This is a genomic window from Nonomuraea sp. NPDC023979 (assembly GCF_040639085.1).
GTDB lineage: Bacteria > Actinomycetota > Actinomycetes > Streptosporangiales > Streptosporangiaceae > Nonomuraea > Nonomuraea ceibae.
The window spans coordinates 45088-59242 of the sequence record NZ_JBEZZG010000039.1; the positions used below are offsets into that span (position 1 = coordinate 45088).

Below are 14155 nucleotides of genomic sequence, written 5' to 3' on the forward strand. Positions count from 1 at the left end.
CGTGCCTCTGCCTGATTTCCTGATCGCCGGCGTGCCCAAGGCGGGGACCACCGCCCTGCACACCGCGCTGCGGCGGCACCCGGACCTGTTCCTGTCCCGGGTCAAGGAGCCGAAGTTCTTCCTCACCGACGGCCCGCCCCCGCACACGGGCGGCCCGGGCGACGCCGACACCTACCGCGAGCACGTCTGGCGCCGCACGGACTACGAGGCGCTGTTCGCCGACGCTCCCCCGGGCGCGCTCACCGGCGAGTCCACCCCCTTCTACCTGTACGACACGGCCGCCCAGCGGCGCATCCACGCCCTGATCCCTGACGTGAAGATCATCCTGACGTTACGGGACCCGGTCGAACGGGCGCACTCCAACTGGACACACCTGTGGTCGGCCGGGCTGGAGCCCATCGGCGACTTGGTGCGCGCCTGCGAGGCCGAGCCCAAGCGGATCGCCGACGGCTGGGGGCACTTCTGGCACTACACCGGCCTGGGCCGCTACGGCGAGCAGCTCGCCCACCTGTTCAGCCTGTTCCCCCGCGAGCAGGTGCTGATCTTCCGCTACCGCGACGTCGTCGACCGGCCCGCCGCCACCCTGGACCAGGTCTGCGCCTTCCTCGGCGTCCGCACCGGCCTGCTCACCGAGGTGCCCCGGCAGAACGTGACCGCCCACCCCCAGGCCGGCGCCCGGCACGCCGTGCTCGCCACCCTCCGCAGACGGCTGCCCGCGCCCCTGGCCGGGCCCGTCGAGGGCCTGCTCCAGCGGCGCGGCCAGGCCCGCCGCCCGCTGGAGTGGGAGCAGCGGCAGCGGCTCATCCCCTGCTTCGCCGACGACATCCGGCTGCTCCAGGAGCTCACCGGCGACGACTACGGCGACTGGCTCCGGCACCGGCCGCGCTCCGGCGGCCTCGTCGGCGTCCGGCCGCCCGGCCAGCGGCAGGCGCGCAACGGCCGCCGGAGCTGACGCCGCGCCGCCCGGTCAGCGCAGTTCGGTGCGCAGTTCGGTGCGCAGTTCGGTGCGCAGCTCGGTGCGCAGCTCGTGCGCGCCGTCCGCGCGGGTGAACTCGTAGTACAGCCGTACGCCGCCGCCGGGCAGGTCGACGATGTCCAGGTAGCGCAGGCCGCCTCCGCCGTGCGGGGAGGCGGCCGCGGGCGCCCCGCCCACCGGCGTCAGCTCGGCCGGGCCCGCGCCGACGGCGACGCCGGTGCGCTCCTCGTAGTTCTCCGCGGCGTCCGCCCGGCCGTCGTAGAAGGCCAGCACCCGGTCTCCGGCGAACCGCACCGCGCTCACCCGCACCCCGCGCGCGTCCCACAGGCCCGGCCTGCCGCTGAGCGCCGTGCCGTGCCACGTCCACTCCAGGCCGTCGGCGCTGGTGGCGTAGTCGGTGACCATCTGGTCGGCCTCGTCGAAATCGGCCAGCGGATGACAGGAGGCCCACAGGTGCCAGACGCCGTCCCGCTGGACGACGACCGTGTCCTTCACCCCGGTCTTCGGGTCGCCGGGCAGGACGGTGACGCGCGAGCGCGGGTCGAACCCGGCCGGGTCCGCGGCCTCCAGCACCTCCACCCGCCAGTGCTTGGTGCCCTCGGTGGCGCAGCTCAGGTAGAGCCGCCAGCGCCCGTCCGGCAGGCGCACCAGCGCGGGCCGCTCCAGCGACTCGGCGTCCATCCGCTCGCGCGTGACCGTCGTCAGCGTCTCGAACCGTTCGCCGTCCGCCGAACGGGCGACCACCACCGCGTACCCGCGCCCCTGCCCGACCGGGCGGCGCAGCCGGTAGGCGAGGTAGATCAGCCCGTCCGCCGCGACGGCGCTCGGCGCGCCCGCCCAGTGCCCCTCACCGGGTGACGGCGGCGGGACCGCCACCACGGAGCGGTCCGGGTCGGGCAGGAAGGCGTTCTCATCGATCGACATGGGCGCGACACTAGGCGACGACGCACGGCGCTTCACGGACCCTGACCCTCCCTTGGACGTTCCCTGCTCCACGCATAGTCGTTCCCTTCCGCAACCCCTCGGGGGTTCCTGTCCGCCCCGGGGTTCCTGGGGCTCGTGGTCGTCGGTGGCGTACGGGCCGGCTCAGGGGAGGGCGGCGCGGGCGTCGGCCTGGACGTCGGCGCGGGCGTCGGCCTGGACGTCGGCGCGGGCGTCGGCCTGGACGTCGGCGCGGGCGTCGGCATCCAGGCCGGACAGGGCCGCGCGGGCGTGGGCGCGGACGTCGGCGTCCGGGTCGGACAGGGCGGCGCGCAACGCCTCGGCCACCTCGGGCCTGCCCGCCCAGCGCGACAGCGCGAGCACGGCCGCCTTGCGCACGTCCAGGTTGGCGTCCGACAGCGCCCCGGCGAGCGGCCCGCAGGCGGTCTCCGCCTCGGCGGCCGCCAGGCAGCGGGCCGCGCCGACCCGCACCTCCCAGGCGGGGTCGCGGAGCGCCCGCGCCGCCTCGGCGGTGAGCGGGGCGCCGGTCGCGCCCGACGCCTCCAGCGCGGCGGCGCGTACGAGCGGGTCGGCGTCGGCGGCGAGCGCGGAGAGGGCGGCGAGCGCGGCGGACGGCTTGCCGATGAGCCCCAGCCCCTTGGCCACCCACACGCGCACCTCGCGCGACGGGTCGGCGGCGGCCCCGGCGACGCGGTCGGCCTCGTCGAGCGAGACCAGCCCGCGGATCGCCTCGACGCGCACCCGGCGGTCGGGGTCGGCGAGCCCCGCGGCGAAGGTCTCGGCCCCGGCCAGCCGCAGGGCGCGCAGTACGTCGAGCGCGCACGCCCGCACCACCGCGTCGGCCCCGCCGAGCTGCCCGGCCAGGGCGGCGCCCAGCTCGGGCGTGGCGGGCAGCACCTCGACGAGCTCCTTGAGCGCGGTGGCGGCGGCGCGCCGCACGGTGCCGTGGGCGTCGCCGAGCGCGGCGGCCAGCGCGGCGCCGGTGCCCTCGGGGACGACCTCGGTGAGCGTGGCGACGGCGGCCCGCCTGACCTTGGGGTCGGGGTCCGACAGGTACGGGCCGAGCCGGTCGGCGGTGGGCTGCTCCTCGGCCAGCCGGTGCAGCTCCAGGATGCGCGGCGAGCGGCCGACGGCGGCCCGGCCGGTGGGCGCGGCGGCGGCGCGCCGTACGGGGGTGGCGGTGTGCGCGCCGAGCACGACCGGTTCGGCGGCCACGGGCGCGTACTCGGGCACGGGCACCAGGTAGGGCTCGACCGGGCGTTTGACGAACTCCATCGCGCCGTCGTCGCGCTTGCGCAGGTTGAGGTGGAACAGCCAGGTCGCGTCGTCGCGGGCGGGCAGGTCGGCCCGCTCGTGGTAGAGGCCCCAGCGGCTCTCGGTGCGGGTCAGCGAGGCGCGGGCGGCCATCTCGGCGCAGTCGCGGATGAAGTCGACCTCCACGCAGCGCATGAGCTCATGCGGGGTGCGCGCGCCCATCGCGGCGACCTCCTCGCGCATGCGCTCGAACGACTCCAGCGCGAGGTCCAGCTTGGCGGCGGTCTTGGGCGGCGTCACGTAGTCGTTGACGAACCGGCGCAGCTTGTACTCGACCTGCTGCTGCGGCGGCCCGTCCGGGTGGCGCAGCGGGCGGTAGACCAGCTCGTGGGCGGCGGCGACCTGATCGGCGGGCAGCGTGTCGGGCGACCCGCCGGACTCGGCGACCCGGGCGGCGGCGTGCGCGCCGGCCAGGTCGCCGAAGACGAACGCGCCGATCATGTAGTTGTGCGGCACGCAGGCCAGGTCCCCGGCCGCGTACAGGCCGGGCACGGTCGTCGCGCCGTGCTCGTCCACCCACACCCCGGAGGCCGAGTGGCCGCCGCACAGGCCGATCTCCGAGATGTGCATCTCCACGTCGTGGGTGCGGTAGTCGTGGCCGCGCCCGGCGTGGAAGGTGCCGCGCGTGGGCCGTTCGGTGGTGTGCAGGATGTTCTCCAGCGCCCCGATGGACTCCTCCGGCAGGTGCGTGAGCTTGAGGTAGATCGGCCCCCGCGCGGAGGCGATCTCGGCGGCCACCTCGGCCATCATCTGGCCCGACCAGTAGTCGGAGTCGACGAAGCGCTCCCCCCGGTTGTTGACCTGGTAGCCGCCGAACGGGTTGGCCACGTAGGCGCAGGCCGGGCCGTTGTAGTCCTTGATCAGCGGGTTGATCTGGAAGCACTCGATGCCGCTGAGCTCGGCCCCCGCGTGGTAGGCCATGGCGTGGCCGTCGCCGGCGTTGGCGGGGTTCTCGTACGTGCCGTACAGGTAGCCGCTGGCGGGCAGGCCGAGCCTGCCGCAGGCGCCGGTCGCCAGGATGACCGCGCCCGCGCTCACCGTGACGAACCGCCCGGACCGGGTGTCGAACCCGGCCACGCCGACGGCCCGGCCGCCGGAGGTGAGCACCCGTACGGGCATGACCCGGTTCTCGATGCGCACCTTCTCGCGGATGTCGCGGCGGCGCAGCACCCGGTAGAGGACCTTCTTGACGTCCTTGCCCTCGGGCATGGGCAGCACGTAGCTGCCGGAGCGGTGGACGCGGCGCACCGCGTACTCGCCGTACTCGTCCTTCTCGAACTTGACGCCGTAGCGCTCCAGGCGGCGGACCATGTCGTGGCCCCGGGTGGCGGTCTGGTGGATCGTCCGCTGGTTGACGATCCCGTCGTTGGCCCGGGTGATCTCGGCGACGTAGTCCTCGGGGGTGGCCTTGCCGGGGATGACGGCGTTGTTCACCCCGTCCATGCCCATGGCGAGCGCGCCGCTGTGACGGACGTGCGCCTTCTCCAGCAGCAGGACGCGGGCGCCCCGCTCCGCCGCGGTGATCGCGGCCATCGTGCCCGCGGTGCCGCCGCCGACGACGAGCACCTCGCACTCCAGGTGCAGGCGGTCGTCGATCGAGGGAATCTCCATCTACAGCTCCTTCAGAATCCTGTCGCGCAGCCCGGCGTCCCGGCCGGCGCCGCGTACGGCGAAGGACGCGCGAATGCCGTGCCCGTTCCCGGGTCCGCCGAGCACCACGATCCGGTCGGCCAGCAGCAGCGCCTCGTCCACGTCGTGGGTGACGAAGACGACGGTTGCGCGGGTGCCGGCCAGCACGTCGAGCAGCAGGCGTTGCATCTGGGCGCGGGTCTGGGCGTCGAGCGCGCCGAACGGCTCGTCCATCAGCACCGCGCGGGGCGCGGCCACGAGCGCGCGGGCGAGCTGCACGCGCTGCCGCATGCCGCCGGACAGCTCGCGCGGCAGCTTGCCCTCGGCCCCTGCCAGCCCCACCCGGTCGATCCACTCCAGCGCCGCCGCGGTCCGCTCCCGCCTGCCGACCTTGCGGATGCGCAGCGGCAGCTCGACGTTGCGCAGCACGCTGCGCCAGGGCAGCAGCCCGTCGTCCTGGAAGACCATGGCCCGTTCGGCCGAGGTGCCGGTGATCTCGGCGCCGCCGGCGCGGACCGTCCCGGCGGCGGGCGGGAGCAGCCCGGCCAGGGCGCGCAGCAGCGTGGACTTGCCGGAGCCGGACGCGCCCACGACGACCAGCACCTCGCCCGGCTCGATGTCCAGGTCGACGCCGCGCACGACCGGGTCGTGGCCGTAGCCGAGCGCCAGCCCCTCCAGCGTGAACCCGATCCCGGCGGGCGCGGCCCCGACGGCGGGCAGCACCGCGGTCATGACACACCGTCCCGCGCGGCCCGGGGCAGCCAGCGGGTGACCCGCCGCCCGGCCAGCTCCACGGCGGCCGAGGTGAGCCAGCCGAGCAGGCCGATGGTGAGCATCCCGACGATCACCGCCGGGTAGTCCACCAGCGTGTACGCCTGCCAGGTGCGGTAGCCGACGCCGAACTCCCCCGAGATCATCTCGGCCGAGATCACGCAGATCCACGACACGCCCATCCCGACCGACAGCCCGCCGGACACGCCGGGCAGGATGCCGGGCAGCACAACGTGCCGCAGCACGTGGAGGCGGCGCCCGCCGAGCGTCCTGACGGCGTCCTCCCACAGGGTGGGCAGCGCCCGGACGGCGTGCCGGGTGCTGACCAGGATCGGGAAGAACGCGGCGACGAACGTGATGAACACGATGCCCTGCTCGTCGGTGGGGAACAGCAGGATCGCCACCGGGACCAGCGCGATCGCCGGGATCGGCCGGACCGCCTCCAGCAGCGGCAGCAGCACGTCCCGGGTCCGCGGCGACCTGCCGAGCGCGATGCCCGCGGCCACGCCCGCAACCGTGGCCAGCCCGAACCCGGTGAGGATGCGGATCAGGCTCTGCAGCAGGTCGAGCGCGAACACCGGGGTGACGAGCTGCCGGGCGGCCTCCCCCGCGATCTCGTCGAGCGTGGGCAGCCGGTCGAACCTGAGCCACAGCCGGGCGTCGGCGGCGGTGAGCGCCTGCCACAGCCCGGCCGCCGCCAGCACGGAGGCCGCTCTGACGGCCCAGCCGGTCACGTGTCACCCGCCTTGCCCGCCGTCTTGCCCGCCGTCTTGCCCGCCGCCTTCCCTGCCGCCTTCACCGCGTCCTCGTACGTGATCGGCTCGGCGTCCGGGTGCGCCGCGCGGTAGGCGGCGGCGCCCTCGGCGGTGGTGAAGGGCAGGAAGTCCGCGCCCGCGCGCAGCCACACGGCGTGGCCGGCGAACCAGCGGGTGCCGGTGACGGTGTCGGGCACGTACGCGGCGCGCACGGCCGTCCCGGCGGCCCGGGCGGCGGCGATCTGGCGCAGCAGGCAGGCGGGCGTGGCGGCGGGCCGCGTCGTGGCGGCGCCGTCGAGCCACAGCTCCGAGGCCGTCGCCGGGTCGGTGACCGGGCCGCCGCACACCGGGTCCGTCCCGGTGATCGCGGCCGGGTTCGCGGTGGCGGCCACGTCCCGGTCGTAGTCCGGCCCGTACGCCTTGCGCAGGTAGGAGTCGTTGACGAAGGCGGCGACGTCCACGCCGGCGAAGTCGTCGCCGATGCGCTTGAGGAACGGCACGTCGTGCTCGTGGGCGGCCTTGAGCTGCGGCTTGAGCGTGACGTCGAAGGTGGAGATGCCGCCGGGGCCGTTGTAGAGGTAGACGACCTCGGGCGGCAGGCCGGTGATCCGCGCGACGGTCTCGGCCGCCTCCAGCGGGTGCTCGTGCAGGTAGCGGGTGGCGTCCAGCTGCGCCTTGAGGAAGGCGTCCACCACCTCCGGGTGCTCCTTCGCGTACGCCTGCCGCACCACCACGCCGTGGAAGGTCGGCACGTCCAGCGCGGAGCCGTCGTAGATGAGGCGGCCCTTGCCCTGGAAGACCACCAGCCCCGGCCAGGCGACGAACTGGGCGTACGCCTGGACGCCGCCCGCCTCCAGTTGCGAGGCGCCGACGGCGGGCTGGTGGTTGACCACCTCGACCCCGGAGACGCCCGCCTTCTCCAGGGCCTGCACCAGCGTGCCGTGCCCGGCGGAGCCGACGCTGGCCGACACCTTGGCCCCGCGCAGGTCGGCCAGGGTCGTCGCCGGGGAGCCGGGCGGCACGACGACCATGTTGAGGCCGCCGCGCAGGTTGTAGCCGGTGGTGGAGATCAGCTCGGTGCGCGCCTCGGGGACGCCCTGGGTGCGGGAGGCGTTGATGAGCAGGGGGTAGTCGCCCATCGAGCCGATGTCGATCTTCCCGGCGACCATCTTGGCGGTGATCGGGGCGCCGGTGTCGTGGTCCTGCCACTCGACGGCGTACCGGTCGCCGAGCCGCTTCTCCAGGTAGCCGAGCGAGCGCAGCAGGGTGCCCGCGGTGACCGTGTTGATGGTCTTGGACTGGTAGCCGACGACGACCGTCGTCCTGTCGGCGCCGCCGCCGGTGACCGAGCAGCCGGCGGCGGCGAGCAGGACGAGGGCCGCCAGAAGCACGCGCGTCATCGTCGTCCTCATCGCAGCAGGTAGGGGATGTTGATGGTGACCGCGTCGACCGGGCACCGGGCGGCGCACGGGCCGCAATACCAGCACTCGTCGACGTACATGTACGCCTTGCCGGTCTCGTCGCTGATCGCGAGGGAGTCGAGCGGGCACGCCTCGACGCACAGCGTGCAGCCCTCGACGCACAGCGCCTCGTCGATGGTCACGGGCACCTCGACCCGCTGGTCGATCAGGGCCATCGCCCCTCCTCCTGGGTGGCGCGGTCGAGCTGCCCGCGCATGGTCAGCCGGTCGCCGCGGAAACGGATGAACTCCAGGTCGACGGGCCTGCCGTCGGCCAGGTGGGTGAGCCGCTCGACCATGAGCAGCGCGGCTCCGCGCGGGACGGCGAGCATGGCCGCGGTGTGCGGGTCGGCGTTGACCGCCTCCAGCGTGAGCTCGGCGGTGCCGAGCGGGCTGCCGGTGATCCGCTCCAGCAGCACGAAGATGTCGTTGCTGGTCAGGTCGGCGTCGAACAGCGGCTCGCCGGCGTCGCGGACGAGGTAGGTCAGGTCGAGCGAGAGCGGCAGGCCGTTGAGGCTGCGCAGCCGTTCGAGGTAGACGACGGGCTCGCCCGGGGGCAGGCCGAGCCGGGCGCGCACGGCGGGCGGCGGCTCGATCAGCGTCATGGTCCTGACCTGGTTGGTCACCCGGCCGTGCTCGTCCAGCGTCTCGGCGAGGCCGAGCAGCCGGTGCAGGCCGTGCGGGTACTTCTCGCCGGCGATCGTGGTGCCGACGCCGGGGCAACGCTCGACCAGCCCTTCCTCGCGCAGCAGGCGCAGGGCGTCGCGCACGGTGTTGCGCGAGGCGCCGAACTCGCGGGCCAGCGCGGCCTCGGGCGGCAGCCTGCCCTGGGGGAAGCCTCCGTGCACGATCTGGCGCCTGAGCAGGTCGGCGACCTGTCTGGCCCGGTCCGCCCGGCGTCGCGCGACCTGTCCCATCTCCACACCTCCCGTTCGGCCTGGGCTATAACCTAGCAAGCAGGTAGGTAAATAGGGATAACGGAAGGATTGCGCCACACCAGGCCCGCCCCGCCCGCCGCGCGAACAGCGGCTCGCCGTCGGGATGCCGGAAGATCCGCCACCCGAATTCCCCTAATTGCCTATTGCTTTTGTGGGAAATGTGGCGCACGATCAGGCCATGACCAGCATCCTGACCGTCAAACGCGTGGCCGGGCACATCGGCGCCGAGATCGTCGGCCTCGACCTCGCCCACCCGCTGGACCCCACCACCGTCCAGGAGATCCGCCAGGCCCTGCTCGCCCACAAGGTGCTTTTCTTCCGTGGCCAGACCCTCGACCACGCCGGGCAGATCGCCTTCGCCCGCCAGTTCGGCGACCTCACCCACGCCCACCCGCACGAGGACGCCCCGCCCGAGCGGTTCCCGCAGATCCTCACCATCGACCCGCGCCGCTACGAGGAGCGCTACGGCCCCGGCTACCGCGAGCTGTACCGCAAGAAGCGCTACTCCTACGCCTCCGGCTGGCACACCGACGTCACCGCCGCGGTCAACCCGCCCGCCGCCTCGATCCTGCGGGCCGAGACCGTGCCGGAGTTCGGCGGCGACACCACCTGGACCAACCTGGTGGCCGCCTACGAGGGGCTGTCCGCGCCGCTGCGGGCGTTCGTCGACGGGCTGCGCGCCGAGCACCGCTTCCTGGCCGGATACCGGCCGGACGAGGAGGACGGCCGGCTCACCAAGCGGATCAACGACAACCTGCTGGTCTCGGTGCATCCCGTGGTCAGGGTGCATCCCGAGACCGGGGAGCGGGCGCTGTTCGTCAACCCGGGCTTCACCGACCACATCGTCGGCCTGTCCGAGCCGGAGAGCAGGCGGGTCCTGGACCTGCTCTACGAGCAGATCACCCGTCCCGAGTACACCGTCCGCTGGCGCTGGCAGCCGGGCAGCCTGGCGTTCTGGGACAACCGGGCCACGGCCCACCTCGCCCCGTCGGACCTCGACCACCTCGACGTCCAGCGGACCCTGCACCGGGTCACGCTGATCGGCGACCGTCCCGTCGGGCCCGACGGCTTCGTCTCCGAGATCGTCGCCGGGCGGGAGTTCACCGCCGAGTCCCTCGTCGTCGCCTGACGACCCACGAGCGCGCGGGCGGGGCCGGGGGGCTCGCCCGCGCAGGCGACCGCCGCGCTCCAGGCACGGGCGGTCGCACGAGTCAACCGCGCAACCCGGAGGCGGGCAGGCAGCTTGGCGATAGCGCGAACATGAGAGCTCTTCCTCGTTAGGCTTCGTCACGGAGATCGCGCGGGTGCCGGCGGAGAGGGTGACGGGTGGCTGGGGAGGCGGCGCTGCTGCTGGTGCGCTTCGGCCGCCGCTACGCGGCCGCGGTGCGCCTGGCCACGCTGGCGCCGATCTGCGGGATCGCCCTGTTCCGCGCCCAGGGCGAACAGCTCGCCGCCACCGCCGCCGTGGTCGCCGTCGCGGCGGCCTGGACGTGCGGCTTCTCGTGGTGGCTGCGCGCCGGGCGGGGGTCCTGGCCGGTCGCCCTCGACGTGCTCGTCCTGCTGGGCCTGTATTCGAGCGTGCCGTGGACCGGCGCCATCGAGGACACCAACACCGGCTGGCTGCGGCTGCTGGTGACCTTCGCCTGCGTCACCTGGCAGTGGCACACCACGCCCGCCGCCGGCGGTGCGGCGGCGGTGGCCGCCGGAGGCGGGGCGGCGCTGATCGTCGCCCTGGCCGGCGGCGAGTCGCTGGTCAGGGAGGCCATGTGGGCGACCGCGGCGGCGGCGCTGTCCCGGCTGGCCTGGGTGCTCGTCCACCACGCCGCCGGCCGCGCCGACCGGGCGGCGGCCGAGGCCGTACGGGCGCGCGGCGCGTCGCTGGTGGCCGAGGCGGTCCGCGCCGAGGAGCGCGAGCTGGCCAACTCCCTGCACGACACGGCGGCGACGACGCTGCTCATGGTCGGCACCGGCCAGGTGCGCTCGGACGACGGCTGGCTGGCTCCCCAGGCCCGCCGCGACCTCGACCGCCTGTGCTCCGACGCCGGCCGCCCGCCGGGCGGGGACGACCCGGAAGGACCGGGCGGCGAGGACGACCTGGTCGAGCGGTTGCGGGCCAGGCTCGGCGAGGCGCGGCTGGCCGTGGAGTTCGACGCCCCTGAGCGCCTGCGGCTGCCGTCGGACGTGGCACGGGCGCTCGCCGACGCGGCCGGGGAGGCCCTCACGAACGTGCGCCGCCACGCGGGCACCGGCCGGGCGAGCGTGCGGCTGGAGGGCGACGCGCGGGCGCTGCGGCTCGACATCGCCGACCGGGGCCGGGGGTTCGCGCCCGCGTGGGTGCCGCTCACCCGGCGCGGCATCCGCGAGTCGCTGCGCGGCCGGATGAGCCGCGTCGGCGGCACCGCCACGATCACCTCAGCCGAGGGCGAGGGCACCCTGGTCAGCCTGGAATGGCCCGCCCCGGCCGGTGACGCGGACCGATGACCCCGATGGGCGAGGCCGTGGAGGAGGAGGCGACGCGGGCGCGGCTGCGGCGCGGCCTGCGCGTGGCGACGCTGCTGGTCGCGCTGGCGATCGTGGCCGGGCTCGGGCTCGCCAACCTGCTGCGCCACCTGGACGAGTACGGGACGCCGCTCGCCCAGGTCGCCGCGCTGGGCCTGCTGGTCGCGGTGCTGGCGGGGGAGGCGGCGCTGCTCGTGCGGCGGCGCTCGTGGGACCGGCTGCGCCTGCCCGCCGTCGCCGTCGTGCTGGCCGCGTCCCTACTGTCGTACGCGACCCTGCCCGACGGGCGGACCTCGACCACCGTCGACTGGATCTTCGGCGCGGCCAACTGGGTGGGCGTCGTCGTGCTGCTGGACCGCCCGCTGCGCGTCACGGTGTCGTTCCTGCTCGCGCACGAGCTGACCGCGCTGCTGAACGTGCTCGTGCTGCACGAGCCGAGCCGCGCCGCGCTGGCCCGGTTCGCCACCGGCTCGGTGACCGTGATCGGCTTCCCGCTCTGCGTGGCCGTGGTCGCGGGCCTCCTGCACGGCCTCAGCGCCGCCGCGGCGGCCTCCCGTGCGGAGATCGAGCGGGTACGCGTCGCCGAGGCGGTCGCCGCCGAGTCCCACCGGCGCAGGCAGCAGCGCTTCGCCGAGCTGTCGGCGACGACGATCCCGCTGCTGAAGGGGCTGGCCGACGGCTCGCTCCGCCCGGAGGACCCGCAGGTGCAGCGGCGTTCGGCGATCGAGGCGGCGCGGATGCGGCGGCTGTTCGCCGAGACCGACACGGTCGCCGATCCGCTGCTGCACGAGCTGCGCCACTGCGTCGACGTGGCCGACCGGCGGGGCGTCGTGGTGGAGCTCGACACGCGGGGTCAGTGGCCGGCGCCGCCGCTGGCCGTCCGCCGCGACCTGACCGAGGCCGTGGTCGTCATGCTCGCCACGGCGGCCTCGAAGGCCCGCGTCACGGTCACGGGGGTCGCCGGGCTGGTGTCGGTCAGCGTGGTGGCCGACTGCGGCGAGGTGGGCGTGCCGAGCCCGGCGACGCCCGGCGTGCGGGTGGAGGCGCTGCACGACGACGACACGGTGTGGATGGAGGCCCAATGGCAGGCGACGACCTGATCACCGCGGTGATCGTGGACGACCACACGGCGATCGCCGCGGGGGTCCGCTTCTGGTGCGCGGAGGCCGTGCCGCCGATCGAGCTCATCGACGCGGGCGACCGGCTGGCCGAGGTGTGGACGGGCCCCGGGGCCGGCGCCGACGTGGTGATCTTCGATCTGGAGCTGGTGCCGCGCCGGCCCGACTTCGGCGAGCTGCGCCGGCTGGTCGACAACGGCAGGCGGGTGATCGTCTACTCGCAGCACACCGACGACGCGACCGCGATGAAGTGCGTCGACCTGGGCGCGCTGGCCTACCTGACCAAGCGCGAGGGCCCCGAGCACCTGGTGCCGGCGATCCGGGCGGCGGCGCGCGGCGAGCCGTACACGGGCCCGTCGCTGTCGGGGGCGATCATCGCCGACGACTCCCCCGACCGGCCCCGGCTCTCGCAGCGCGAGACCGAGGTGCTGCGGGCCTGGTTCGTGTCCTCGTCCAAGGATCTCGTCGCCGCGAAGCTCAACATCACCGTCAAGACGGTCGACACCTACATCACGCGCGTCCGGATCAAGTACGCCAACGCGGGGCGCGCGGCCCGTACCAAGAGCGAGCTCGTCGGGCGGGCGCTCGACGACGGCGTGATCACGCTGGCCGAGCTCAACGAGCCCGTTTTGTAGGGCGTTCACCCGACACCGGCCCCGGCCGCGCCTGCGTAGTGTTTCCCCCGGTGGCGCGGACACCCACTGCGGCGGGGGCGAGGGGGTGTCCCTTCGTTCTCCGTTTCCCCCGCCGTCGGCGAGCGACAGGGAGAGCCCGCGTGGGGCTGGAGATCAAGATCCTGGGGCCTTGGGAGATCACCGCGCACGGCGAGCCGGCCGGGCTGGCCGGTGAGCGGCGGGTCGGTGTGCTGGCGCGGCTGGCGCTGAGCGCCGGCCGGCCGGTCCCGGCCGAGCAGCTCCTGGCCCAGGTGTGGGGTGAGAGCACGGCGACGACGGCCGGCAAGCAGCTGCACATCGTGGTGTCGAAACTGCGCGGCCTGCTGGCGCCGCACCAGGACGAGGAGATCATCGCGACGGTCGCGGGCGGCTACCAGCTGAACCTGGCCCGCGAGAGCGTCGACGCGCACCTGTTCTCGCTGCTGGCCCGGCGGGCGCGGGAGGCGCGGGCGCGGGGCGAGGTCGCGGCGGCGGACGGCCTGTTCCGGCGGGCCCTGGCGCTGTGGCGGGGCGACGCGCTGGCGGGCATGAACGCCTCCTGGGCGCACGCCGAGTCGGCCCGCCTCCAGGAGGAGCGCCTGACGACGCTGGAGGACCACGTCGACCTGCGGCTGGCGGCCGGTGACCACCACGCGGTGGTGCCGGTGCTGCTCGCGCACGTCCGGGCGCACCCGCTGCGGGAGCGCCCGCGCGCCCAGCTCATGCTGGCGCTGTACCGGGCCTCGCGGTCGCCGGAGGCGCTGGAGGTCTACCAGGAGACCCGCCGCGTCATGATCGACGAGCTGGGCATCGAGCCGGGGCCCGCGCTGCGCCGGCTGCAGCAGGCGGTCCTGCGCCGCGACCCCGCTCTCGACCCCGCTCCGGATCTGGGCTGCGGCCTGGACGTCCCGCCCCGGCGGGTGACGGTGGCCGCGCCCGTCGTCCCGGCGGCATCGCGGCCGGCCTCCGGCGCCTGCCGGTGGAGCCCGCCGGTCACGTGTTCCTCCTGCCCGGGCTGCCGGACCCGCCGGCGTGCCCGGCGCTCGCCGCGGCGGCGCTGACCGGCCTGCCGCGCGTGCGCCCGCTCGAACCCGCCGGGCC

13 protein-coding genes are annotated in these 14155 nt (G+C 75.0%); 6 read left to right on the forward strand and 7 right to left on the reverse strand.

Annotated features, from left to right (window positions below; translation table 11 throughout):
• Position 1 precedes the first annotated feature (1 nt).
• Entirely contained in the window at positions 2-952 is a 951-nt protein-coding gene (locus AB0G11_RS41795) for a sulfotransferase (protein WP_357592384.1), read from the forward strand.
• A gap of 15 nt (positions 953-967) precedes the next feature.
• Here AB0G11_RS41795 and AB0G11_RS41800 read toward each other — a convergent pair whose 3' ends face one another.
• The 7 genes from AB0G11_RS41800 to AB0G11_RS41830 all read right to left on the reverse strand — a co-directional run bounded on the left by AB0G11_RS41800 (position 968) and on the right by AB0G11_RS41830 (position 8763).
• A complete protein-coding gene (locus AB0G11_RS41800) occupies positions 968-1900 on the reverse strand; it encodes a hypothetical protein (protein ID WP_357592386.1) in 933 nt (310 codons plus the stop codon).
• Between the two features lie 162 nt (positions 1901-2062).
• Positions 2063-4843, reverse strand: a complete 2781-nt coding sequence (locus tag AB0G11_RS41805; RefSeq protein WP_357592388.1) for a fumarate reductase/succinate dehydrogenase flavoprotein subunit — start codon at positions 4841-4843, stop codon at positions 2063-2065.
• A complete protein-coding gene (locus AB0G11_RS41810; RefSeq protein WP_219510648.1) occupies positions 4844-5593 on the reverse strand; it encodes an ABC transporter ATP-binding protein in 750 nt (249 codons plus the stop codon). It lies immediately after the preceding gene.
• Positions 5590-6366 (reverse strand): ABC transporter permease, encoded by a 777-nt coding sequence (locus tag AB0G11_RS41815; protein WP_219510647.1) that lies wholly within the window; start codon positions 6364-6366, stop codon positions 5590-5592. Before AB0G11_RS41815 ends, AB0G11_RS41810 begins: the two co-directional genes overlap by 4 nt.
• Positions 6363-7787 carry an ABC transporter substrate-binding protein gene (locus AB0G11_RS41820; RefSeq protein ID WP_246646215.1) on the reverse strand — a complete coding sequence of 475 codons (1425 nt, stop codon included), beginning with the start codon at positions 7785-7787 and terminating at the stop codon, positions 6363-6365. Before AB0G11_RS41820 ends, AB0G11_RS41815 begins: the two co-directional genes overlap by 4 nt.
• 8 nt (positions 7788-7795) lie before the next feature.
• Positions 7796-8023: a ferredoxin family protein gene (locus tag AB0G11_RS41825; RefSeq protein ID WP_219510645.1), complete on the reverse strand. Its 228-nt coding sequence runs from the start codon at positions 8021-8023 to the stop codon at positions 7796-7798.
• A complete protein-coding gene (locus AB0G11_RS41830) occupies positions 8014-8763 on the reverse strand; it encodes a GntR family transcriptional regulator (RefSeq protein WP_357592390.1) in 750 nt (249 codons plus the stop codon). The genes AB0G11_RS41825 and AB0G11_RS41830 overlap by 10 nt, the downstream gene beginning before the upstream one ends.
• A 199-nt stretch (positions 8764-8962) precedes the next feature.
• Here AB0G11_RS41830 and AB0G11_RS41835 point away from each other — a divergent pair, with 199 nt between their 5' ends.
• The 5 genes from AB0G11_RS41835 (at position 8963) to AB0G11_RS41855 (ending at position 14115) form a co-directional block, all read left to right on the forward strand.
• Entirely contained in the window at positions 8963-9913 is a 951-nt protein-coding gene (locus tag AB0G11_RS41835; RefSeq protein WP_219510642.1) for a TauD/TfdA family dioxygenase, read from the forward strand.
• A 197-nt stretch (positions 9914-10110) separates the two neighbouring features.
• Entirely contained in the window at positions 10111-11265 is a 1155-nt protein-coding gene (locus AB0G11_RS41840; RefSeq protein ID WP_357592392.1) for an ATP-binding protein, read from the forward strand.
• Complete coding sequence (locus tag AB0G11_RS41845) at positions 11262-12383, forward strand: hypothetical protein (protein WP_357592394.1); 1122 nt, start codon at positions 11262-11264, stop codon at positions 12381-12383. Before AB0G11_RS41840 ends, AB0G11_RS41845 begins: the two co-directional genes overlap by 4 nt.
• A complete protein-coding gene (locus AB0G11_RS41850; RefSeq protein WP_219515510.1) occupies positions 12365-13036 on the forward strand; it encodes a response regulator transcription factor in 672 nt (223 codons plus the stop codon). The genes AB0G11_RS41845 and AB0G11_RS41850 overlap by 19 nt, the downstream gene beginning before the upstream one ends.
• 140 nt (positions 13037-13176) lie before the next feature.
• On the forward strand, positions 13177-14115 hold the full coding sequence (locus tag AB0G11_RS41855) for an AfsR/SARP family transcriptional regulator (protein WP_219515469.1): 939 nt from the start codon (positions 13177-13179) through the stop codon (positions 14113-14115).
• Positions 14116-14155 lie beyond the last annotated feature (40 nt).